The organism is Magnetospirillum sp. (genome assembly GCA_027532905.1).
GTDB lineage: Bacteria > Pseudomonadota > Alphaproteobacteria > CACIAM-22H2 > CACIAM-22H2 > Tagaea.
On the sequence record JAPZUA010000008.1, the window covers coordinates 1 to 23,695 of the forward strand.

The following is a 23,695-nucleotide window of genomic DNA, read 5'->3' on the forward strand; positions in this document are numbered from 1 at the left end:
GCCCGCACCCAGATCGAGCGAGCCCGACGTTGCCGCCGTGGCCAGCGTGACCGTGTCGGCCGTCGTGCCGCCGACCAAGGTTTCGACGTTGGCGACCGTCAGCGTATTTTCGAAGCTGCCGAGGATCAGGCGGTCGGCGCCAGCGCGCAGATCGATGGTGCCGGTCGTGACCTGGCTGCCGAGCGTGATCGTGTCGTTGAGCGTGTTGGCGACCAGCGTTTCGACGTTGACGACCGTCAGCGTGTTGGCGAAGGCGCCGAGTGCGAGGCGGTCGTTGCCGTCGCCGAGATCGATGGTGCCCGAAGTGACGGCCGTGCTGACCGTGACCGTGTCGTCGTTGCTGCTGCCGACGATGGTTTCGACGTTCGTGACTGTGAGGGTGTTGGCGGCCGTGCCGCCGAGAATCAGACGGTCGGAACCGGCCCCCAGATCGATCGCGGCGCCATTGACCGAGGCGTCCAGGCTGACCGTATCTGCACCGGCGCTGCCGACGAGGGTTTCGACGTTGCTGACCGTAATCGTGTTGCCGGCCGTGCCGCTCAGAACCAGGCGGTCGTTGCCGTTGCCGAGATCGATCGTGCCGGCAGTTTGGGCCGCTCCGAGCGTGATCGTGTCGGCGTTGGTGCTGCCGGTCAGCGTCTCGACATTGCTGATCGCGATCGTATTTGTCGAGGTGCCGCCGAGCTGCACTTCGTCAGCCCCGGCGCGCAGATCGATGAGGCCCGTCGTGAAGGCAGCTGCCAAAACGATGGTATCGGCACCGGTGCCGCCTGTGATCGTGTCGAAGGCGGTGATCGAGTGCGTACCACCGGCGTCGTTGAATGTAATCGGCATTGGAACAGCTCCCTTCTGGGGTGTTAAGTTCGATTCTCGATAATTTTTACCAGAATTTTATACATATGCAAGACGTTTGTTTCGAAGATTTACCGAGTGTTTCCGATCGCCCTATTTGTCCCCATCTGGATACCGCAAATTTGCGAGAAGAAAACCCGGTCAGGTCAGCGCGAGGCATCGCCTCACGGGGTTCGAATCCCGCCGCTCCGACCATTAAGCGAACCCGCCGCCGGGAAACCGGTCGGCGGGTTTTTGCTTCGCTATTGAAGTCAATACTCGCTCGGGATTTGTCGCGTTCGGTTGATCGGTGAACGCCAAATTGCGGCTTAGACGCGGAACCGTCGCATCGTCCCGTCACAGCGCTTCGAGGACCGGGCGCCAACCGATGTCTTCGTGTCGGTGCGAGTGCGTGTTTAGATAGAAAAAGCCAGCCGAATGGAAGCCGCGGCATACGCGCGCGCTTTGGTCGAGCGCGTAGGGTTCGCGTGTCCAGCTTACCGCTCCAAACCAGTTCCACAGTCTGTTGTGCGGATCCGCGAGAGCGGTTTGGTCGAGACGCGAGTCCTGCGCGCGTTGGAGCGGGGAGGGGGTTCCGTCGGACGGAGTTGAATCGGCGACGATGCGATCCCATTCGTTGTCGGGTGTTCCGCCGGCGAATCCGTCGCCCGACACCTTGAAGTGCGTGCCGCCTGAAAGGAGACGGCAGGCGAAGCGTTGCCCGTCGATCGAGACTTCGCGGCCATCGACATAGCCCTCCGACTGCAGATCGTCCCAACTGACGCGCACGAGGATGACGCGATCGCAGATCAGCAGGCGACGCCCGGCATCCTCGACCTCGATCCAATTCAGCGCATGCGCGTCGTGGCGCGGCGTGTCCGACAGCGACCAACGCGCGAAGTTCGGGCATTGCTCGAACTCCGCGATGTCGCCTGGCGGGAGGAAGTCGAATGGTTTGAGCACGCGGAGATCCACGAGCCAGGGGCGAAGCGGCCGCTGAACCGGTACGCCGTCTTTGCAAAGACACCCCAATAACTTGGTACCAAGAACCTTGTGCATCTCTCCCCTTAACGGAATTCTATTCCGCTTTTCTTCTATAATTTTGCAGGTGGACCGCCTCTTGCTTGGTTCTTAGCCCCTTCAATCGATGAATTGCCACATCTTTATTTGACAATGGAACGATATTACGCTAGACGGAATATATCGTCAAACCCGCGCCTCAGGAGGAAGACATGGTTGCGCGTTCCAAGATTGGTCGTCGTGAGCTCATGATTGGTACCGGGCTCGGGGCGGCGTCGGCCCTTTTGCCGCGCGGCGCGCTGGCGCAGCAGGGCTCGGTCACGTTCACGTCATGGGGCGGCGCCTTTCAGGATGCGCTGCGGACGACGATGCTGGCGCCGGCCGCAAGCAAGCTCGGCATCACCGTGCGCGAGGACACGACAAACGGCATCCAGGATGTGCGCGCGCAGATCACGGCGCGCCGCGTCACCTGGGATGTGACGGAGCAGGAACTGCCGACGGCCGAGACGCTGAAGCGCGAGAATGCGCTGGAGCCCATCGACTACAGACTCGTGTCGACCGACGGCATCCCGAAGGAGCTCGTCAACTCGCACTATGTCGGCTTCATTAATTTCACGAAGGTTATTGCCTGGCAGGTCGGCACCTACGGCGAAAACGGGCCCAAGACCTGGGCCGACTTCTGGGATGTGCGGAAGTTCCCCGGCAAACGCTCGCTGTTCCAGCAGGTCAACTACGCGCTCGAGGCCGCGACGATGGCGCAGGGTGTTGCGATCCCCGAGGTCTACAAGGTTCTGGCCACGCAGCAGGGCATGGATAGAGCCTGGGCAAAGCTGGAAGAGATCGCGCCCCATATCACCGTTTGGTATCGCGGCGGTTCGCAGTCGGCGCAGCTGCTGCGCGACGGCGAGGTCGATATCATCCACATGGGGCACAATCGCGTCGAAAGCGTCATTTCGTCGGGCAAGAAAGTCGGATACCAGTTCGACGGCGGCACGATGGACATCGACGCCCTGATGGTGCCCCGCGGTGCTCCGAACCGGGAGAATGCGATGCGCCTCATCGGCGAGTTGCTGAAGCCGGACGCGCAAGCCCGTCTTGCCAAGGCAATGCCTCTCGGTCCGGTCAACACCAACGCATTCAGCGCCGGGATCCTCACCGAAGCCGAGGCGCTCAAGGTCAACACGCATCCGAGCAATGTCGGCAAACAGTTGCTTGTCGATCCCAACTTCTATGTCGGCCGTCTCGACCAGCTTACGGAGCGTTTCGAGCGCATCAAGCAGAAGCGCGGCTGATCGGCGGCACGCGTCATCGCTTCGGGAGGTTGAACATGGCGTCGAGTTCGCCGGCAAGCCAGTCGCTGCCGATCAGCGTGCGCAATCTGGTCAAGGCTTACGGCGCGCTGCGCGTACTCGACGACATTTCGATCGACATTCAGGCCGGGGAGTTCATGACCCTGCTTGGCCCGTCGGGCTCTGGAAAAACGACGCTTTTGATGGCACTTGCCGGGTTCGTCAGTCCGGAAAGCGGTTCCATCCGGTTCGGCGAAAAAGAGGTCGTCGCGACGTCGCCGCACAAGCGGGGCATCGGCATGGTGTTCCAGAGCTACGCGCTGTTTCCGTTCATGAGCGTGCTCGAAAATGTCTGTTACCCGCTGAAGATCCGCGGCGTGTCGGCGGTCGACCGCCAGCGACGGGCCGAGCAGGCTCTCGAATTGGTCAAGCTTGGCGGCTACGGCGAGCGGCGGATCAGTCAGCTTTCCGGCGGCCAGCGCCAACGCGTGGCGCTTGCCCGCGCGCTGGTGTTCGAACCGCGCATCATTCTGATGGACGAACCGCTTTCGGCGCTCGACAAAAAGCTGCGCGAGCACATGCAGATCGAGCTCAAGACGCTTCACCAGAAGCTCGACGCGACGATCGTCTACGTCACCCATGACCAGCGCGAAGCGTTGACGATGTCCGACCGGATCGCCGTCATCGATCGCGGACGGATCGCACAGATCGACACGCCGCAGGCGCTTTACCGCCGACCCACCTCGCTCTTTGTGGCCGATTTCATCGGCGAATCCGTCCTGCTGCCGGTTCAATCGGCCGCGGGCGGGCCGGTGTTGCAAGGGCAGCCGCTCAAACTCGCGGCACAGCCGCCGAGCGGCCGGAACCTGCGGCTGGTCATCCGGCCGGAACTGCTTCGCCTCGGTGCGGCATCGCCTGCCGACAATGTCCTGCGCGGGCGCGTGACCCAGGCGATCTATCAAGGCGATTCGATCCTGCTCATCGCCGCGGTCGGCGACGGCCACGACATCAGCATTCGCGTACCGGCCAGCCAGGCCGCCCAATCGGCGATGCCGGAGGTCGGCAAGGACGTCGATTTCGCATTCCACCGCGACGACTCGGTCGTCCTTGCGGAAGACAGCGTATGAGCGCGAACACCCGCCCGCTTGGCCACGCGACGCACGAAGCGGGTGCAGGTGCAAATGCGGCCGCACTCGCCGGCGTCCGCCGCAACGAACGCGCGCTTTTTGCCGGGCTTTCGGCGCCGGCCGCCCTGCTTGTCCTCGTTCTGATCTTTCTGCCGGTGTTCTGGCTTTCGTCGCTCTCGATGTTCGATCGGGCTGGCGAACTTTCGTTCGAGAACTATCGGCGCCTTGCCGGCGACCTTTATGTCGATGCATTCGTCGTGACCGTCCAGATCAGCGCCTGTGTAACGGTGCTGTGCGTCCTTCTCGGGTATCCGCTCTCCTACTGGCTCAGTCGCCGATCGCCGCGCACCGCTAACCTCTTGATGATCTGCGTGCTGCTGCCGTTCTGGACGGCCGTTCTCGTGCGCACCTATGCGTGGCTCGTGTTGCTGCAGCGGAACGGCCTCGTCAATTCGACGCTGCTGAAGCTCGGAATCGTCGATCAGCCGCTGCAGCTCGCCTTCAACATGACGGCCAGCATCATCGGCATGGTCCACATCATGCTGCCGTTCCTCGTGCTTCCGCTCTACGCCGCGATGAAATCCATCGACCTCGACCTCGTGCGTGCGGCGATCGGTCTCGGTTCCTCGCCGACGGGAGCTTTCTGGCGCGTGTTCGTTCCCATGTCGCTGCCGGGGCTTTTTGCGGGCGTCGTGCTGGTTTTCATCCTGTCGCTGGGCTTCTACGTGACGCCGGCCCTGCTCGGCGGCGGGCGCGTCCAGATGATCGCCCAACGAATCGAATCGACGATCACGATCTTTTCCAACTGGGGGGCCGCAAGCGCGCTCGGCGTGGTTCTTCTTGTGCTTGCGCTGGCACTCGTCGGCATCCTGCATCGGGTCTTCGGGCTCGATCGACTGTTCGTGAGGTAGCGCCGTGGCGATCGAAGCATTGCCGGGCCAATCGCCGTGGGCGCAGCGCGCACTTGCCGTCTACGGCACATTCGTCCTGTTTTTCCTGATGCTTCCGACTCTCATTGTCATGCCGATGTCGTTCTCGGATTCGCAGTATCTCGAGTTTCCGCCGCAGGCATGGTCGTTGCGATGGTACCGGGAGTATTTCGGATCGGACGCCTGGATGCGCGCGACGGGAACGTCGCTGATTGCCGCAGTATTGACCACGCTTCTCGCGACGCCGATCGGCACGATCGCGGCCTACGGCATGCATTGCGGTTCGGCGCGGGCGCGCAACGCGCTTCAGCTGCTGGTTCTGATGCCCGTCGTCGTTCCGTCGATTCTCGTGGCGGTCGGCGTGTTCCATCTCTATGCGCTGTTCGACGTCAACTACACGATCGCAGGCGTGGTCGTTGCCCATACGGCGCTTGCCGTGCCGTTCGTGGTCATCAGCGTTCTTGCGAGCCTCAAGAACTACGACATGGCCCAGGAGATGGCCGCGCGCAGCATGGGGGCAGGACGCATCGAAGCTTTTGTCTCGATCACGCTGCCCCAGATCCGATTCTCGGTTCTCACGGGCGCCTTTCTTGCGTTCATAACGTCGCTCGACGAAGTCGTCGTCGCGATGTTCATCTCCGGCGGCGAGAATGCGACTATCACGCGCCGGATGTTCAATGCCCTGCGCGACCAGATCGATCCGACGATCGCGGCGATTTCGACCTGCCTGATCGTAGTGTCGGTGCTTACGCTTGTCCTCGTCCAGGTCGTGGGCAGCGCGCAAAAGCGGAGCGGTTAGCGTGACGGCGCGTCCGATCCACCGGTTTTCCGCCGAGGACCGGCACTTTCGGGGGGCCCGGGTCGGCAGCCTCGCCGACGCGACGCCGGGGACGGCGACCATCTTCGGCCTTTCCGCCTGCGCCGATGCCGCGCGCTCCGTTCGGGATGCGAGTTGGGCGCTCGACGGTCCGTCGCCTTCGATGCTGCTCGACCTTGGCGATACGTCGGCGGATGTTTCGGCAACGGCCGGAGCGATCCAAAAGCACGGCCTCCGTCCGTTTCTGCTGTCTGCCGGGATCGAAGGTGCCGTCGCAGCGATCGGGCCATGTCGGTACGATGTTGCGATCGTCGTCTCCAATACGCTGCCCTTCGCGCCCGAGGCGCTTGGCGCCGTGCCGCTCGTGTGCGTCGGACTGCACGATCTTGTTCCGGCAAAGGCAATGCGGGCTTGGCGCAAGGCTGGCGCACTTTTTGTGCCTGCGATAGGCGCGACGCCTTTCGCGGGTCGTCTGTTGGCCGCGCTCGGGACACTTCGGAAAGGTGCACGGGCAGCGCTCGTGCTCGATGTCGGCGTGATCGATACGGGGCACGCGGCTGCTGCTGCGCGCGTCAATGTCGGCGGGATAACCGTCCTTGAAACAGTCGATGCGATCGGGTCTATCGGCGCGTACTTGGACATCGTCGCTTTTGCCGCTACGGGGCTGCACGCCGATCTTGATCCGCGCGGCCACGCCGAGCTTGTGGTGGCGGCCGCCGTCGAAGCGGCTGCCCGGGGCGGTGATCGGTGATTCCGCAAGCGGGGTTTGCGATCGCAAATCCGACTCTTGTCGGTATCCCGACTTTCCTTGGTGCGCGAATAGCCGATATCGAGCAATTGGAGCCGAATTGGATCGCGATGGTCGGGTTGTTCCTCGACCATGGCTGCAGCACCTCTTTCGGTGCGCGCTTTGCGGCCCGCCAGATTCGCTACGCTTCGGCCGAATACGCGGCGTCTTTGCCGACCGAAACTCTCGCCCGTTGCGTCGATCTCGGCGATCTAAATGTTTTTCCGCTCGAACCCGACCGGCAGGCGGCAGCGCTGAAACGCCAGATTGGCGCGATCGTCGCGACCGGCGCCATCCCTGTCGTGGTCGGGGGCCGTCCTTTGGGCTCGCTTTTGGGCGCCTATGCCGGCCTCGAACAGACGGTTACGCTGGGCAAAGACGTGGATTTCGGCTCCGAGGCCAAGCGTGCGGCACTGCAGATCGATTTGAACGATGCGCTTGGCTGGAAAGCGCCGCCCGGTGCGTTCCGCCGCGTCGTCGATGCGGTATCCCGGCTGCCCGCCGATCGGATCGGGGCCGTTCATTTGGCCGGCGTTGCGCCGGCGCTCGACATCGACGGGCGGCGGGCTGCAGCCTTTGCGGTCGGTATGCTCGACGCAACTGTTCGAATGTTTGCGGGATGCCGTCCATGCCGTTGAGAGACGCGCCGACGCCGCGTATGGCAGGTCATTTGCCGTTCATGCGGTCGCCGATGATCGGTCTTGCAGATATTTCGCCGGGGCAGGTTGCCGTGTTCGGCGCGACACTTGCCGGCGGGGCAGGCGGCTCGCCATACGCGCCGCGCGCATTGCGCGAAACGTCCGTCTATTTCGGCTCGCATTTCTCCTCGAACATGAAGGCGGCGATGGATATCGACCGCCGCGCCGTGCTGTCCGGTGCGGGGATCGCCGGTCGCCTCGTGGAACTCGGCGACATCGACCTTGATCGCAACGTTTCGGATCCTAGTAGCTGCGTCGCTACACTTGCCGAAGCGGTATGCAGGCAAGGCGCCATTCCGCTGATGCTGGGCGGCGCAGGCGATCTTATGGCACCTTTCCTCGAAGGTGTCGGCCGCGCCCTCGGGCAGCGCGTCGCCTCGATCCGGGTCGCTTCCGACCAGCCGCCGCCAGCCCACGCGCCGTTTGCCGTGCAGCTCGATGCCGGCGATTTCGCGTCGATCTGGCATGGCGGCGCAACTCGACCAAGTCTTGGCGGCCTTTCTTTGACGGCGTGCCGCGTACGGATGGCGGAACTTGGCGTCTCAAATCTCGCCGGAATGGCGATCACAGGTCTCGACCCGACGCGCCAAGGGCTTTCGCTCGTGAAGACAGGGCAACGGCTGCTGGTCACCGCGATTCTCGATCTCATCTACGCGCGTCTCGGCGCGCTTCGGACTTTGGAGTGACATCGTGCCCGACGCTACGATCCATTTTTCCTCGCCCTTGCGGCGCTTCTTCCAGGCGCGAAGCGGCATGCCCGCGGACCTCAACGCCGGCGACATTGCCTTTGTCGGCATGCCGTCGGACGCCACGCATTCGAGCCGGATCGGCGCCCGCTTCGGCCCGCGCGCATTGCGGCACGAGACGACGCTTCTGCTCGAAACGCTCGCGCGCGACGCCGCCGACGGCGGTCTCTACGACACGCGCGCGGATCGCTTCGTCGAACTCGCCCATCTTTCGAGCCTCGTCGATCTGGGCGATGCTGCGATCGACGAGAACGACGTCGAGGCGACGATCGAAGCGATTGCCGGGCTTACGCAGGCAGCGGCAGCCCACGGAGCGCTTCCGGTCGCGATCGGCGGCGACCATTTCAACGGCTTCCCCGCTTGCCTCGGCGTTTCCCGCGCGCTTGCGCGCAACGCACCCGACGAGAAGTTCGGCTATATCCATATCGACGGGCATCTCGACTACGGCGATCGGCTTGGTGCGTGGGGCAAGTACAACCATGCCACCAACGCGCGGCGTATCGCCGAACTGCCGAATGTTTCGCGTTCCAACATGGTCTGGATCGGAATCGCGGGATGGGTCGACGGGGTTGACGTCGCGGAGATAGAAGCCGCCGGCGGCCTGATTATCTCGGCCGAAGAATGGAATCGGCGCGGGACATCGGATGTCGCGCAGCAAGTCCTCCGACATGCGTTTCGGGGATGCGCGCGGGCTTATCTCACGATCGACATCGATGCGCTCGATGCCGGGTTTCTGCCCGGAACCGGATCGGTCGTCCACAGCGAGATCACGCCGCGCCACTATCTCGATCTTCTCGCCGCAGTCTCGACAGCACCGCTTTGCGGCATCGATCTTGTCGAAGTTGCGCCGTCGCTCGATCCGTCGGGCCGCTCGGAGAAGATCGCGGCGCGCCTGCTGTTCGAGGTTCTGAAGCCGCGCCTGACGCGGGCCGTCTCCGCATGACAGCCGTGTTCCCAAACTTGATCGACGGCGCGCCCGCCTCGGTCGCTGCCGTCATGCCGAACCTGAACCCTTCGGATTTTCGCGACGTTGTGGGCGAATATGCGGTGGCGACGGCAGCCGACGTCGATGCGGCCGTTTCGTCCGCCAAGCGCGCGCTTCCCGGCTGGGCGCAGACGAACGCGGCAGACCGATCGGAGATTCTCGACCGCATCGGATCCGAGATCGTGGCGCGCTCCGCCGAGCTTGCGGAAATGCTCGCGCGCGAAGAGGGCAAGACCCTCAAGGAGGCGCGGGCCGAAGCCTTGCGCGCCGGCCATCTCTTCAAGTTTTTCGCGGGCGAGGCATATCGCGCATCTGCCGAAATACTTCCGTCGGTTCGCGACGGCGTCGATCTCAGCGTCGTTCGCGAATCGTTGGGTGTCGTCGGTCTGCTGACTCCCTGGAATTTTCCGATCGCCATTCCAGCTTGGAAGATTGCGCCCGCTCTCGCGTTCGGCAATGCCGTCGTCTTCAAGCCGTCCGAGTTGGCGCCCGGGACGGCGTGGATGCTTGCCGACATTGTCGTCCGCAGCGGTTTGCCGAAAGGTGCGTTCAACCTCGTCATGGGCGGGGGCGAGGTCGGCGCTGCGATCGTCGCGCATCGCGACGTCGCCGGGGTCAGCTTCACCGGATCGACGAAGGTCGGAAAGTCGATCGGGCATGCTCTTTTCGAACGCGGCGCGCGAATGCAGCTCGAGATGGGCGGAAAAAACCCGCTGATCGTTCTCGACGATGCGCCGTTGGACGTCGCAGTCGACTGTGCGGTCCAAGGTTCCTACATGTCGGCTGGGCAGCGATGCACGGCCTCCTCTCGTCTCATCGTTGCGTCCGGCATCCACGACGCGTTCGTCGCCGCCGTCGCACGGCGAATGGGCGAATTGCGGATCGGCGATGCGCGGGATCCGAGCGTCGATATCGGTCCGGTCGTGTCGGCGGCCCAACTTGCAAACTGCGAAAGCTATATTTCTATTGGCGCAACGGAGGGTGCCCGTCTCGTCGCCGGCGGTCGACGGGAAACCGACCGGCCGAATGGGTACTTCCTGCAGCCGACTCTTTTTGCCGAATCCCGCAACGATATGACCATCAATCGCGATGAAATCTTTGGCCCCATTGCAGCCGTCATTCGCGTCAAGGACTATGACGAGGCCCTTGCCGTCGCGAACGATACGGATCAGGGGCTTTCGAGCGGGATTGTGACGCGCGACGAACGCGTGATCCGGCATTTCCGCATGCACGCGGAAGCTGGCATGGTGCAGGTGAATCTGCCGACCGCGGGCATGGACTTCCATGCGCCGTTCACGGGCCGGAAAAACTCCGCGTACGGACCGGCCGAGAAGGGTGCGTGCGCACGGGAGTTTTTCACGGTGCCCAAGGTCGTCCATTCCCGTCGCTCTTTTCCGATCGCTGCCCCAATCTTCCCAGCACAAAATCGAGGCCCATGATGGAAACCGACAACAGCGCAATCGAGAACGTCGATGAGCGGATCGGCGTGGACGCCGTCGAGCGGGCTTTGACCATTCTGAATGCGCTCGGCGAGTCCCAGAATTCGCTGTCGCTGAAAGAGGTCGCCCTCAAGACCGGCCTCTCCAAGCCGACCATTTTGCGCCTCTCAGTTTCGCTCGAGCGCTTCGGATATCTGCGGCGCAGCAGCAGCGGAACCTACAGCCTTGGTCCGACGCTCTGGAAGCTAGGTTCGGCGTATCGCCGCAATCTCGAATTGGAGCCCATTGTTCGGCCGGCCTTGCAGGCGCTTGTCGCACTGACGCAGGAGAGTGCTTCCTTCTGGATCCGCCGGGAGAAGGAACGCGTCTGCCTGTTCCGCGTGAACTCGCCTCGGTCGGCGCGCAGCCATGTCGAGGAGGGCGAAACGTCGCCGCTGGACAAAGGATCGGGCGGGCACGTGATTTCGCACGGTTTCGGCCTGCCGACGCCGTTTGGTGCCGAGATCGCTGCCGATCAGGTCGTTGCGACGCTCGGCGACCGCGATCCGGATGTGGCAAGCGTTTCAGCTCCCGTCTACGGCCCGAACGGCGAATTCGCCGGTGCGATAACGCTGGCTGGAATTTTAAGCCGGTTCGCGCCTCAGGTGCCGGAGTTCAAAGTTGTCGTGCGACAGGCGGCGCTGGCGGTGAGCAGGCAGCTCGGCGGCGACTTCTCGAGATCTTCGGCGGCGTCGCCCCAGAAATGAGCGCTGTTCCGCTGCCGCTCGCAGGTGTGCGAGTCCTCGATCTCACGAACGTTCTTTCGGGCCCCTTTTGCGCCTATCAATTGGCGCTGCTCGGCGCGGATGTCGTCAAGGTCGAGATGCCGGGCTCGGGCGATCTTGCGCGCCAGCTTGGGGCGGATCCCAAACTGAATGCGGCCTCTATGGGTGCTTCGTTCCTGGCGCAGAATGCCGGAAAGAGATCGATCGCGCTGAACCTGAAGAAACGCGCCGGCGCTGCGGCCTTCAAGAAGCTCGTCGCGACCGCCGACGTCGTCGTCGAAAACTTTCGCCCGGGCGTCATGCAGCGCCTCGGCCTCGGCTACGAGACGCTTGCGGCCATTCGTCCTTCGCTCGTCTATTGCGCGATCTCCGGCTTCGGCCAAGAGGGGCCGCTCAAAGACAATCCGGCCTACGATCAGATCGTTCAGGGACTTTCCGGCGTCATGAGCGTGACCGGCGACGCCGCGTCTGCGCCGTTGCGCGTCGGATATCCCGTCGCCGACACGATCGGCGGTCTGACAGCCGCCTTCGCGATTTCGAGCTGTCTGCTGCGCGCGGCGCGGACCGGCAAGGGCGAGTTCATCGACGTGTCGATGCTCGATGCGACGCTGGTCACGATGGGCTGGCAGGTGTCGAACTGGCTGATCTGCGGCGTGCGACCGGTTGCGATGGGAAACGACAACATGACGGCAGCGCCGTCCGGCGCGTTTCGCACCGGCGAAGGGCTGCTCAACATCGCCGCGAACAAGCAGGATCAGTTCGAAGCGCTTTGTGGCGTGATCGGGCGGCTGGAGCTGCAAAGCGATCCGCGCTTCTCTGCCCGGGAGGCGCGCAAACGGCACCGGGCGGAACTGTCGGTGGAAATCGAAGCGGCATTGGTCGGCGCGTCTGCCGTCGAATGGGCGACGCGGCTCAACGCCGCGGGCGTACCGGCCGGCGAGATTCTGTCCATCCCGGAAATACTTGCGCACCCGCAGATCCTGAGCCGCAATCTTGTCCATCGATTTGAACAAGCGCCGGGGCTCCCCCAAAACGTTTCTGTCGTGCGCGCTGGGTTCCGCCTTAAATCCGGCGATCCCGCGCCGAATTCGCCGCCGCCGATGCTTGGCGCAGACACCGATACGATCCTCGGCGAACTTGGCTACACGCGCTGCGAAATCGAACAATTGCGGGCCGATCAGGCAAACTGAAGAAGCGGAGCAGGTGGATTGTGACCGAGCGCAGCCGAATGTCTCCAGAGGATTGGTGGGCGACTTCGATCATCGAAATGGAGCCGGGTCTCATTCGATTCCGTGGATATGCGATCGAAGAGCTGATCGGCCGCGTCGGTTTCGTCGATATGATCTGGCTGCTGACCCGGGGCGAAATGCCGGATCCGCGCAAGGCCCGGCTTCTTGAACATGCGCTTGTCGCCGCCGTCGATCACGGCCCGCAGGCGCCTTCGATCGCGATTGCGCGGATGGCGATGACCTGCGGGATCGGCATCAACAACGCCATGGCTTCGGCGATAAACGTGCTCGGCGACGTTCACGGCGGGGCCGGCGAACAATGCGTCCAATTCTATTCCGAGATCGCCGATCGACTGGAGCAGGCGCTTGATCCCGCATCGATCGCGTCGGCGGTCTCGGCTACGGTCGATACGTGGAATGCGCGGGGCGTCGCGCATGTGCCGGGCTTTGGGCATCGGTTCCATCCGATCGATCCGCGTGCGCCGCGTCTTCTTGCGCTTGTGGACGCGGCTTCGAAGGACGGCGTTGTGAGCGGACGGTTTGCCGCGATCGGTCGCGCGGTCGAAGCCGAAATCGCCCGCCGGCGCGGCGGCAAGGCCGTGCCAATGAACATCGACGGTGCGACTGCCGTCATATTCGCCGAGCTTGGGTTCGCACCGCAGCTCTGCCGCGGCTTGTTCGTGCTGTCTCGTTCGGTCGGCATACTTGCGCATGCCTGGGAGGAAGGGTGTGCGGAAAACCGCAACAAAGGTCCGATCCCCCGACACCTGACGTGGACGTATACAGGTTCAGGCCCAAGGCGGCTCTGAGGAAGGAGCAGGTGCCTTGCGGCCTATTCCTCCGGTTGGTGGCAAGCGGTCTTTGTTTCCACTGGTTTCCGTTTGCTTCCTTTTGATGCAGCAAATCATGGAAACCAACATTGAAAATATTGAAATATTGTAAAACTGGGGGACTGGGGGGCGTGGGTTCGAATTCCGTCGCTCCGACCATTAAAGAAGCCCGCTAGATCAATGGCCTAGCGGGCTTCAACGTTTTCGGACCTGCGAACCCGACAGTTTGATTCCATGAGTGCGGCAGTTCGGGAAGGTCGCTGACCGCAGCAAAACTCGCGGGCACCAAGCGCCGTGGATTGCGCGTTCCGTTACTACCAGCCTTTGCCAGCTGTATAGCCGCCGTCTGCCGGAAGCGTGGCGCCGGTAATGAAGCCCGCCTCGTCGGACGCGAGGAAGAGGATCGCGCAGGCGATCTCCGACGGATCGGCGACGCGACCAAGCGGGTGGGCCGCATTGAGTTTGCGCACGAGTTCCGGATCGGAGAAGTAGCGCTCCGTGAGTGGCGTGCGAACTGAACCCGGCGCAACCGCATTCACTCTTATGCCGCACGGCCCAAGCTCCATCGCCATCTCGCGCGTCAACCCCACGATTGCGTGTTTTGCGGCGACATAAGCGGCGCGATTCGGCACGCCCATAAGGCCTGCCGACGACGAGTTGTTGCGCTGATCAAAGCACTCGTACCCGGCCGCGAAGCCGAGTGCCACAAGCCGCGCATGATTTCTGCTTAAAGCGGCGGGAACGGCGACGAGACGGCGGTTCTTGGCGTGCTGCTCGGCTGCGGTACGGCACCGCCGTTCACCGCCGGTGCAGACGCCCCACCGACATTGCCGACGGCCAAAACCGGCGGCGGCGGAGCTGTGGTGGAGACGAGCGGTGGACCGCCGGCACCTGGATTGGGACCGCTCGACGTGACGATCGCGGGCGGTAGCGGACCGGCGGCGGCGGCCGGCGGCGGCGCACCCGAACCCGCTGGGGCAGGCGGCGGGGGCGATGCGGTAACCACTACGCCGCTCGGTAAGGCGGCAGGCCCACCCTCACCGCCATCGACAACAGTACCCAGCCCGGCAGCAGCCGCAGGACCGGTCGGGCCGCCGGTCAGCAGCGCAACCGCATCGGCAACGGCCGATGCGGCCCCTGGCGGTGGCGTCTGCGGAAGCGCTGCAGCGCCCTGGATCTGTGAGATGGGCGCGGCGTCGGTGAGCGCGCTCGAAACCGTGGTGCCGCCCACGCCGGCACCGGGCGTGGGCGCGATCGAATTTGTCGGCGTCGGCGGCGGTGCCATGCCGATCGTCGTGCCGTTGACGACGAACGTGCCGGTCGCCGCCGACGCGGTGCCGCCGATCATGCCGTTGAGCGTGCCGGTACTTCCCGAAAGCGTGAGGTTGCCACCGATATTGTTGCCGGACTCCGTTAAGCTCAGCGCATAGGCGCCTGCCAGCGCAATCGTGGCGTTGCCCGTGGCGGAGAACGTGCTGCCGCTCAGCTGCGAGAGCGTGCCGCCGGTGACCGACACGTTCAACACGCCGTTCGATACGATGTCGCCCAACAGCGTGTTGCCCGTATTGGCGAGCGATATGCCGCCGACCGTGTTCGTCGCAGCGATGGCACCAACAAAGGCGTTGGCCGCATTCGTGAGGGCGATATCGCCGGTATCCACCGAGAGGGTCGTCGCGCCCGCCGCGGCGATCGTGCCGGACTGGCTGATGCCGCCATTGGTAACGCTGAGATTGAGCTGGCCGCTCGACGAGATGCTGCCGACCAGCATCGGCCCGAATTGTGTCCACGCGAGGTTGTTGGCACCGCCCGACGTGGCGAGCGACACCGAGCCCACAACGACATTCTGGTAGCTCGACAGCCCGAGCGTGCCGCCATTCGCCGACGCGTTCAGATTGCCGCTCGCCGTTAGAAGCCCGGTTTGGGTGATGCCGCCGTTTGTCGCGATCAGAATGACGTCGCTGGCCGACGTAACGGTGCCGAGCGCCAGGCTTTCGGCCTTCAGCAGGATCGTGCCGCCGCCCCCACTCGTGGCGGCGACCTGGCCGCCGAACGAATTGGTCGCCACGGACATGTCGAGCGTGCTGTATTGCGCGATCAGACTCACGTCGCCGGCCACCGAAAGAAGCCCAGCCGCCGTTTGCGTGAGGCGGTTGGGCGAGACCCAGGTAAGCCCGCCCGTCGTCGTTATGCCGTTGACCGTGCCGAGGTCATCGGTGATCGCGTTGGAAATCGAGACGCTGAGCTCGCCGGTGCGGAGAATGATGTCGCCCGAACCGGATCCGGCACTCACGTTAGCGGCGACGTTCTTGATGTTGTTGTAGCCGATGCCGTTGCGATTGATCGCAAAGTCGCCCGCCCCGCGCAGCACCAGACTGTCGGCCGAGATGTTACTGACGACCGCCTGGGTGACGCCGCCCGTGTTGGCGTAGAGGGTCAGCGTCTCGCCCGGAAGCGTGACGTTGCCATTGAGCGCGATCGAAGCGCCGCGCAAATAGAGATCCGTGCCGTTGTAGTTGCTGAAACCGCTCGCACCGATCGTGATCGCACCCGCATTGCTGTCGCCGACGACGAGCAAACCAGCATAGACAAAACCCATGTAGCCGGGCAATTGCAGCGTGCCCGCAATGTCGCCGATGCCGATCGTGGTGCCCGAAGTGACGGGCCGGAGCGATACAACGCCGTTGCTCTGGACGAGCAGCGACATCTCCGACATCGACATGCTGTCGGCGAGGATGTTGATGTCGCCTGTTCCGGCGGCGGTGCCGATTTCGGAAATCGGGTTGGGCGCAGTCCCGTCGAATTGCGCCCTAAAGCCGTAGCTTGCGCCCGCTCCGAACCCGGTCAAAGTCAACGTGCCGGAATCCGAATGAATGCCGGCGTCTCTGGAAATTTGGATGCCGTCTGCGTCAATGGCACCGTAACCCGTCAACGAAACGACACCTGACGCAGATTGGATCGAGCCACCGACCATTGCGATGCCCATTCCGCCCGCCGTGCCGTCGCCGCCGCGCCCGACCAGCGAAATGGCGCCCGAAACCGATTGGACCGTGCCGCCCTGCCAGAACACGATTCCGTGCTGGCCGGCGCTGTCGGTCGCGCCTTTGCCCACGATGCTGATGGCGCCCGCACTGGAGGAGATCAACGCAGTCGCGTTAATCTGCACGCCCCATACCGTGCCTGCCGCAATGCCGGCCGTGTCACTGCCGCCCGGCGCGTTGCCCCAGATCGCGATGGCGCCGGCGCCCGTTGAGATCGAACCGTCGACCCAGACGTTGTTTGCCCCCTCGAGCGCGATGTTCCCGGTCCCCGTCGTCGCCATGGAACCGCCGGCTGAGATTGTGATCGTGCCGCCGGCGGCGAGCGTGATGCCCCCGCTCCCGCTCGTCGTCAACGAACCGACGACTCCGATGCTGCCGCCGGTGACAATCGACAGGGACGCGTTGCTCGGCGCCGTGTAGGCGTAAGCGCCCGGGACCACGATGCCGCCGGTATGGGTCTTGTCGCCGAATGCGAGCGTGCCGAAGGTGTAGCTGTTGATCGTGGCCAGATTGGCGGAAGTCAGAATGAGCCCGCTGCCACTGGGGGCGCCGATATTGATGCCGGTGGTCGCCGCCGCCGTCCGGAAAAGCAAAGAGCCCGTGCCCGCATTGATCGAGGTGCCGCCGACGCCGGAATAGAGCGTCAGCGCGTCCATCACGTAGGCGATGTTTGCGCCCGTGCCCAGCGAATTGTTGCCGGTAACGTTGAGAGCGCCGCCCACGTTGATGGTCGATGTACCCGCAAAACGCACCGAATCGCTGTAGCTGCCCAAGCCGCCGGTGCCGAAGATATTGAGGTCGCCGCTTGTCGTTGAGATGGTCGCACCGCTCGCGATCAGAACGCCGACATGGTTGGCGTCGGCGCCCGGGGCGTTTCCGACCGTGCCTGTGCCGCCGAACCCGTTCAGCGTGATCGAGCTGCTCCCGCCGGTGATCGTCCCTTCGACGACGACGCCGTGGTTGCTGTCGTAAATGCCCGTGCCGCCCTTGCCGGAGATAGTTATGGGCGTAGCACCAGTCGCCTGGACCGTGCCTTGGATATACACGCCGATGCTGGCGTTGTCCCAGCCGCCGCGACCGACAATCGACACGTAGCTGTTGGCTCCTGCATCGATCGTCGCGCCCGACGCAAGCCAAAAGCCTTTGAGCATGCCGGTCTGGATCCCGTTTTCGGCAATGCCGCCGGGCGCGTTGGCCCAGATCTGGAGATTGCCGCCGCCCGTCGAAATTGTCGTACCGCCGCCAACGAACGTCGCCAAGTCGGCATGCAGCGTGAGCTGGCCGCCCGCAGTGGACAAATTGCCCGAGATGTTGTGCGTCCCCGTCTGGGTCAGTGTCAGCATGCCGCCGCCCGTGGAAACAGTACCGGCGGCCGTGTTCGAGAAATTGACGCCCGTCGACGTGAAATTGCCGCCGTTTGTGCTGATTGGCGCGCTAATCGCAACCGAGCCTCCGGCCAGTAGCGAGACGTTGAGAGCGCCCGAAACGCTTGAAATCCCGTAATTCACGCCGATCCCTCCGGCCGCGTTCAACGTCAAAGTCGCAGTACCGCCACCGGTCTTCTCGATCAAAGTGTCGACAAGGATATTGCCGACCTGGCCGCCCGTGCTGCCAGTCGTGATTTCGACCGACGTGCCGGCATTGAGGGCCGCAACGATGGTCGCGACACTGATGGTGGCGCCGTTGGCAGTCGGCGTGAAAATGTCGGGCGGGCCGGCCACATAGGTGCCGCCAGTTGTTGTCGTACCGATCGTCACGTTGCGGGGATCGAGCAGCCATTTTCCGCTGCGGCCGATGAGCGCCGTCGCATCGACGCGGCCGGTCTGGACTTGCAGATTGTCCTTGGACGAGGTTTCGACGAACCCGCCATTGCCGCCGGCCGCACCGCCGCGCGCCGCGATCGTGCCTTGGAAACTCGTATAGAGATCCGACCACAGGATCACGCGGCCGCCATCGCCATTGGCCGTGGCCGACGCATCGATGACGGCGCGCGCATCCATGTAGAGATACTGCGCGTTGGCCTCGGGGCCCTTGCCTTGATAGTTGCCGCCGACGAGCACCGTACCGCCGCCTGCAGCGCCCGAGGCGTCGATGCGCGCATTTTCGAAGAGGCCGACTTTTTCGCCGAGCACCTTGACCGTGCCGCCGCTCTCGCTGGCGTTCGCACCCGAGGCATCGAGCGTGCCATTGACCGACACGATGCCGCTGTCGCCACCATCGATGACGATCTCGCCATTGACGAGCGAGGCCGTGCGCGCAACGACGATGCCCGTGGTGTTGATCACATTGTCGAGCACGCTGCGCGCCGCGCGTGCTGTCAGCAGCACGCGGCCGCCATTGGCTTCGATGCTGCCGGAATTTTCGACAAGCGCATCGGCGCCCGCAGGCTTCTGGTCGACGATGCCCGTGGCGGCAAACTTCAAAAGCCCGTCGCCGTGGAAATCGATCGCAAACGTCTTGGTGCCGCCCAGCACCACCGTGCCGCCATTGGCGATGATTTGGCCCTGGTTCGACACGCTGGCCGCCGCCAGCACGGCAAAGCCGCCTTGTGCGACCGAGATGACGCCTTGGTTGACGACGCGCGCATTGGCATCGCTCGAAGCCTGGTCGAACAGCAATTTGCCCGACATGAAATCAAGCGTGCTGATATTCGCCGTCGTCGCCACGAGCGCGTTGACGTCCACGCGGCTGTTGGGCCCGAACACGATGCCGTTCGGGCTCATGATCACGACCTGGCCGTTGGCCTGGATCTGGCCGTAGATCTGCGAAGGATCGCCGTTCAGCACGCGGTTGAGAGCAACGGCACTGGTGCTCGGCTGCACGAAGCGCACGATATTGTTGGCGCCGATGGAGAAGCTCTGCCAGTCGATGGCCAGATTCTGCGAAGCCTGGTTGATCGTGAGCTGGTTGGCGTTGGTCTGCGTGATGGTACCCAACCCGCCGACCACACTGCCGCCTTGCGGCAGCGTCTGAGCGATCGCAGGAGATATTGCATAGCCGGTCAGGGCCAATGCTAAAGGCCAACCGAAGCTACGCCACCGAACCCCTTTTCGTTTTGGCCGAGAAGCCATACATATTTGGTAAATCAGCATCTCCGCATATCAAACAATTTAACAGCTGCCGCCACTCTATAGCCTGTTCGGGTGTGGCAATTTGCAATCTGCGAAGCAAAACTAGCTGCCCCCAGCGAATGGTCTATTTTCAAATCAAGCATCGAAGAAAGCCACTATTAGCAATCCCGATTGCGAACAGCGATGCCTTTTGGGAAGTTGCAACACAGTCGACGAAAACAGCCAAAAACGACCAGACACATACTGTCGTTTGCGCGTATGCACCGCAATAATGCAACACGGTTTTTGTTTTCACAAACAGCGCGGACCGCAGCGAATGTTGAGCTCCGAGATTTCGAAACCCACGCGCAGTTTCCGTCCCGTGTCAGGACGATGCCAAGCGAATGCCGATGTTTGCGCGAAGATAGAGCGGTTTCAGTCGCAATGGCAGGCGATGGCTGACGCAAAAGGCCGCCTGCCGACGCGTCGCGAGTTCGACCCAACTGCCGTTCCGGATTTGCTGCCAAATCTTCTGCTCGTCGAGAAGACGGTGGTCGGCGACGAATCCGAAAGCCGACATCGTGTACGACTTGCGGGCACACGCGTCGTTGCGGCGATGGGTTCGGAGATCACGGGCTACGATCTCGCCACGTTGCCGCGCGAAGACGGTGCGCGTGCATTGGCGGCCGGCGTGGATTTATGCATTGCCCAACGGCGCCCGATTCCGGGCGAGTTCACGGTCGTTTCAGGGCACGCGGGCTGGGTCGCGCGGGTCGGTCGCATTGCGGGCTTTCGGTTTCTGGCCGTACCGTTTTCGGAAACGTACACCGTTCCAACCGTTGCGATGATGCTCGTGCTCTTCGTTGCGGCCGACGGCAGCGAAGTCTGGGCAGAGTGGCTCGGCACGTCGGCGACCGCGTAAGCCGCGCGATAGATGGACAGCAAAACCGACTATCGCACGCTGACGGGGCAGGAAAAGGCCGCGATCATCCTCTTGACGCTGGGCGAGGAGTCCGCGGGGAAGCTGTTCGCGCTGATGAGCGACGACGAGATCAAGGAGATCTCGCAGACCATGACGACGCTCGGCAGAGTCAACTCGGCGATCATCGAGCGGCTGATCGTCGAATTCGCCGACCAGATGTCGGCGAGCGGTTCGATTCTAGGCAGTTTCGACGCGACCGAGCGGCTCCTGTCCAAGGTGCTCGACAAGAACCGTGCTGCTGAAATCCTCGACGAGGTGCGCGGGCCCGCCGGACGTACGATATGGGACAAGCTCGGCAACGTCAACGAAGTGCTGCTCGCGAACTTCCTCAAGAACGAATATCCGCAGACCGTGGCCGTGGTGCTGGCCAAGATCCGCTCGGACCACGCCGCGCGCGTGCTTGGCACCTTGCCCGAAGCGTTCGCGATGGAAGTCATCATGCGCATGCTGCGCATGGAAAGCGTGCCCAAAGAAGTGCTCGACGACGTCGAGCGCGTGCTGCGCAACGAGTTCATGTCGAACTTGGCCAAAACCTCGCGCCGCGACACGCACGAACTGATGGCCGAGATTTTCAACGGCCTGTCGCGCGAGACCGAAGCGCGCTTCATGAACGCCCTCGAGGAACGCAACCGCGACTCCTCCGAGCGCATCAAGTCGCTGATGTTCAAGTTCGAGGATCTCGCCAAACTCGATCCGGCCGGCATGCAGACGCTGCTGCGCGCGGTCGACAAGAACAAGCTCGCCCCGGCCCTCAAGGGCGCGCCGGAAAACCTTCGCGACCTTGTGTTCTCGAACATGTCCGAGCGCGCCGGAAAAATGCTGCGCGAGGAAATGGAGGCGCTGGGGCCGTTGCGCAGCAAGGACGTGTACGAAGCCCAGAACCTGATCATTGCCACGGCCAAGGATCTCGCCGCGCGCAACGAGATCGTCCTTTCCAACAAGACCGGCGACGAAAACGACCTCATCTACTGATTCCGCAACTCTTATCCGCGAAAGCCCAGTCGCACGCCGCATTCCGAGCCGACCCAATCCAGCACCGCCTCCAGCAAAGACGAGCAATACGCCGATGCCTAGCAGCGCAGAAACTTCTCCACTGCAGCAGCAGTTCGATACCGCATGTTCGGCGCACCGCGCCTATCTGATGACCAAACCCGGAGGTAAGCGCATGGACGCGCGTGGCAAAGAATTCGGCATGATTACGGCGCACGGCCGCAATCTTGCGACGTCTGTATTCTCGGGCGCCAATTTCGCCGGCGCACAGATGCAGGATTGCGATTTGTCGATGGCCGATCTGTTCGGTGCAGTTTTCAGCTTTGCAGACATGAGCGGCTGCAAGATGCGGCGCGCAATAGCGTGCGGTGCGCGCTTCGACAGTGCAGTGCTGCGCGATGCCGATCTGCGCGATGCCGATTTCCGGCCGGGCCAGAACGTGCAATGGAGCGGCAATGCGGGCAAAAGCGGCGATCAGCAGGCCGAGAAGACGGCGGGCGAGAGTGCGCCCGCGGGTCTTCCCGAGGCGGCAAGCGGAGCGACCGTGTTCACGAACGCCGATCTGCGCGGCGCCAATCTCGAAGGGGCGAAGCTCAAGGACGCGATTCTCGACGGCGTCAATCTCGAGGGGGCGGTGCTCCACGGATGCGACCTGCGGGGCGCGAGCCTGCGGGGCGTCAAGCTCGACGGCCTCGATCTCAGCGGCGTCAACCTAACGGGTGCCAATTTCGCGCCGCCCGAGGCGCCGCCAGCTCCGCGGGTTGCCGTGCGCAAGGTGCTCGAAGCGCATAAATTGTGGACCGAGTCGGGCGGCGTCAATGGCATGCGCGCCATTCTTGACGATAGCGATCTGAGCGGCATGGATCTACGTGGCCTCGATTTTAGTGCTGCATCTCTTAACCGCGCTAACCTCGCCCGCGCGAACCTATCGAACAGTTTACTACGGCTCACCAGTCTCATGCAGGCCAACCTTGCCGACGCAGATCTCACAATGGCCAACATGGCCGGTGCCATGCTTATTGGCGCTAATTTGCGCCGCGCCGACCTTACTCAGGCTCGACTCGTACCAGTCGAACTCAATGGTCGCAAATTTCCAGCCAATCTCAGCAATGCCAATCTAGCACATGCGAACTTCAACAAGGCTAATCTGACCGGCGCGTTGTTGCGAGGGGCTGACATCACGCGCGCGAGCTTCGTCGATGCCGTGACCAAAGATATTGATGTAACGGAGGCCTTTAGAAAAGGAGGTGTATTTGAGTAACTGAATACTCCACTTGAAAGAAAGCTACCCAAGTGGCTGCCACCCCCTAGCTCAGGTCTCAAGAGTCTTTCAAATAGGGAATAAAGATGGAGATGACCCTCAGGATGATATTAGAGAGTCCACATTCTGCGGGAACACAGTTCACTTACATGCGTTTTTGTGCTGCCAGAAAAGTACTCCCGCGTTTTAACAGAAAAACTTGAATAATTCGGGATCTGATAGCGGAATAGCAAACTCGCTGCGTCGAAAGCTCCCCTTACCCAGCCGACAAAGTTGTTAGCATCGTCTTCAGACGCTTCTTAAGCTTCTCATCCTTGATCCCCGCGATCGAGCGGGCCAACTTCATCGTCTCGGGATCGATCTTGCCGCCCTCGTCACGCGAAATCGCACCTTTGCGATCTGCCTCGATCGCCTTTACGGCAGCGGCCGACAGCTTGTGCGCAGCCAGACCTTCGAAGAACCAGCTGAGCGGCTTACCAAGGACGGCGGCGAACTGCCACAGCCTCGATGCCGAAACGCGGTTGGCACCGCTCTCGTATTTCTGAATCTGCTGGAATGTGATCCCGCAGGCGTGCGCGAGATCGGTTTGCGACATATCGTGCTCGAGACGCGCTTCGCGGGCGCGGGCTCCGACGTGATGATCTACCGGGGTCGTGCGGCGGGCTTTGGCGTTAGGCATATTCTAAATTCCTCGAAAGTAGCAATAATGATACATTCTTCTATCATATGAAATTTGACCTGTCCCCATTGAAGTGGTCCTCCCTGAGGTATGGTTTTGGAGAAGGAGGAACAGGCAATGGCAAGGAAAAGACATACGCCAGAAGAGATCGTCGCGAAGCTAAGGCAGGTCGATGTGCTTATGGCCCAGGGGCGGCCGGTTGCA

At 62.8% G+C, this 23,695-nt stretch carries 20 protein-coding genes; 15 read left to right on the forward strand and 5 right to left on the reverse strand.

Features of this window, described 5'->3' with window-relative positions; translation table 11 throughout:
* Window positions 1-834: hypothetical protein (locus O9320_20405; protein ID MCZ8313213.1), on the reverse strand; the 834-nt coding region annotated here is incomplete at its 3' end.
* Window positions 835-1,188: 354 nt separating this feature from the next.
* Window positions 1,189-1,794, reverse strand: a complete 606-nt coding sequence (locus tag O9320_20410) for a hypothetical protein (GenBank protein MCZ8313214.1) — start codon at window positions 1,792-1,794, stop codon at window positions 1,189-1,191.
* A 269-nt stretch (window positions 1,795-2,063) separates the two neighbouring features.
* Between O9320_20410 and O9320_20415 the strand changes: the two genes are divergently transcribed.
* The 12 genes from O9320_20415 to O9320_20470 all read left to right on the forward strand — a co-directional run bounded on the left by O9320_20415 (window position 2,064) and on the right by O9320_20470 (window position 13,470).
* The gene (locus O9320_20415; GenBank protein ID MCZ8313215.1) at window positions 2,064-3,143 is read left to right on the forward strand and encodes an ABC transporter substrate-binding protein; all 1,080 of its coding nucleotides are present in this window, start codon (window positions 2,064-2,066) and stop codon (window positions 3,141-3,143) included.
* Between the two features lie 35 nt (window positions 3,144-3,178).
* On the forward strand, window positions 3,179-4,267 hold the full coding sequence (locus tag O9320_20420) for an ABC transporter ATP-binding protein (GenBank protein ID MCZ8313216.1): 1,089 nt from the start codon (window positions 3,179-3,181) through the stop codon (window positions 4,265-4,267).
* Window positions 4,264-5,178, forward strand: a complete 915-nt coding sequence (locus O9320_20425; protein ID MCZ8313217.1) for an ABC transporter permease — start codon at window positions 4,264-4,266, stop codon at window positions 5,176-5,178. Before O9320_20420 ends, O9320_20425 begins: the two co-directional genes overlap by 4 nt.
* A gap of 4 nt (window positions 5,179-5,182) precedes the next feature.
* Window positions 5,183-5,995, forward strand: a complete 813-nt coding sequence (locus O9320_20430) for an ABC transporter permease (protein ID MCZ8313218.1) — start codon at window positions 5,183-5,185, stop codon at window positions 5,993-5,995.
* 1 nt (window position 5,996) lies between these two features.
* Window positions 5,997-6,764 (forward strand): hypothetical protein, encoded by a 768-nt coding sequence (locus O9320_20435; protein ID MCZ8313219.1) that lies wholly within the window; start codon window positions 5,997-5,999, stop codon window positions 6,762-6,764.
* A gap of 107 nt (window positions 6,765-6,871) precedes the next feature.
* On the forward strand, window positions 6,872-7,438 hold the full coding sequence (locus O9320_20440; protein ID MCZ8313220.1) for an arginase family protein: 567 nt from the start codon (window positions 6,872-6,874) through the stop codon (window positions 7,436-7,438).
* Between the two features lie 53 nt (window positions 7,439-7,491).
* On the forward strand, window positions 7,492-8,184 hold the full coding sequence (locus O9320_20445) for a hypothetical protein (GenBank protein ID MCZ8313221.1): 693 nt from the start codon (window positions 7,492-7,494) through the stop codon (window positions 8,182-8,184).
* A 4-nt stretch (window positions 8,185-8,188) separates the two neighbouring features.
* Entirely contained in the window at window positions 8,189-9,187 is a 999-nt protein-coding gene (locus tag O9320_20450) for an agmatinase family protein (GenBank protein MCZ8313222.1), read from the forward strand.
* Window positions 9,188-9,240: 53 nt separating this feature from the next.
* Window positions 9,241-10,668, forward strand: coding sequence for an aldehyde dehydrogenase family protein (locus O9320_20455; GenBank protein ID MCZ8313223.1), 1,428 nt, complete (start codon window positions 9,241-9,243; stop codon window positions 10,666-10,668).
* A complete protein-coding gene (locus tag O9320_20460) occupies window positions 10,665-11,414 on the forward strand; it encodes an IclR family transcriptional regulator (protein ID MCZ8313224.1) in 750 nt (249 codons plus the stop codon). Before O9320_20455 ends, O9320_20460 begins: the two co-directional genes overlap by 4 nt.
* Window positions 11,411-12,622, forward strand: a complete 1,212-nt coding sequence (locus O9320_20465) for a CoA transferase (protein MCZ8313225.1) — start codon at window positions 11,411-11,413, stop codon at window positions 12,620-12,622. Before O9320_20460 ends, O9320_20465 begins: the two co-directional genes overlap by 4 nt.
* Window positions 12,623-12,642: 20 nt before the next feature.
* The gene (locus tag O9320_20470) at window positions 12,643-13,470 is read left to right on the forward strand and encodes a citryl-CoA lyase (protein ID MCZ8313226.1); all 828 of its coding nucleotides are present in this window, start codon (window positions 12,643-12,645) and stop codon (window positions 13,468-13,470) included.
* 335 nt (window positions 13,471-13,805) lie between these two features.
* Here the strand turns inward: O9320_20470 and O9320_20475 are convergent, their stop codons facing one another.
* Entirely contained in the window at window positions 13,806-14,198 is a 393-nt protein-coding gene (locus O9320_20475; protein MCZ8313227.1) for an SDR family oxidoreductase, read from the reverse strand.
* 20 nt (window positions 14,199-14,218) lie between these two features.
* Window positions 14,219-19,540, reverse strand: a complete 5,322-nt coding sequence (locus tag O9320_20480; GenBank protein MCZ8313228.1) for a filamentous hemagglutinin N-terminal domain-containing protein — start codon at window positions 19,538-19,540, stop codon at window positions 14,219-14,221.
* Window positions 19,541-19,916: 376 nt separating this feature from the next.
* Between O9320_20480 and O9320_20485 the strand changes: the two genes are divergently transcribed.
* The 3 genes from O9320_20485 (at window position 19,917) to O9320_20495 (ending at window position 22,812) form a co-directional block, all read left to right on the forward strand.
* Window positions 19,917-20,501, forward strand: a complete 585-nt coding sequence (locus tag O9320_20485; GenBank protein ID MCZ8313229.1) for a PAS domain-containing protein — start codon at window positions 19,917-19,919, stop codon at window positions 20,499-20,501.
* Window positions 20,502-20,513: 12 nt separating this feature from the next.
* Window positions 20,514-21,533 (forward strand): flagellar motor switch protein FliG, encoded by a 1,020-nt coding sequence (fliG, locus tag O9320_20490; GenBank protein ID MCZ8313230.1) that lies wholly within the window; start codon window positions 20,514-20,516, stop codon window positions 21,531-21,533.
* Window positions 21,534-21,753: 220 nt separating this feature from the next.
* Window positions 21,754-22,812 (forward strand): pentapeptide repeat-containing protein, encoded by a 1,059-nt coding sequence (locus tag O9320_20495; GenBank protein ID MCZ8313231.1) that lies wholly within the window; start codon window positions 21,754-21,756, stop codon window positions 22,810-22,812.
* Window positions 22,813-23,068: 256 nt separating this feature from the next.
* Here O9320_20495 and O9320_20500 read toward each other — a convergent pair whose 3' ends face one another.
* On the reverse strand, window positions 23,069-23,491 hold the full coding sequence (locus O9320_20500; GenBank protein MCZ8313232.1) for a helix-turn-helix transcriptional regulator: 423 nt from the start codon (window positions 23,489-23,491) through the stop codon (window positions 23,069-23,071).
* Window positions 23,492-23,695: the final 204 nt, after the last annotated feature.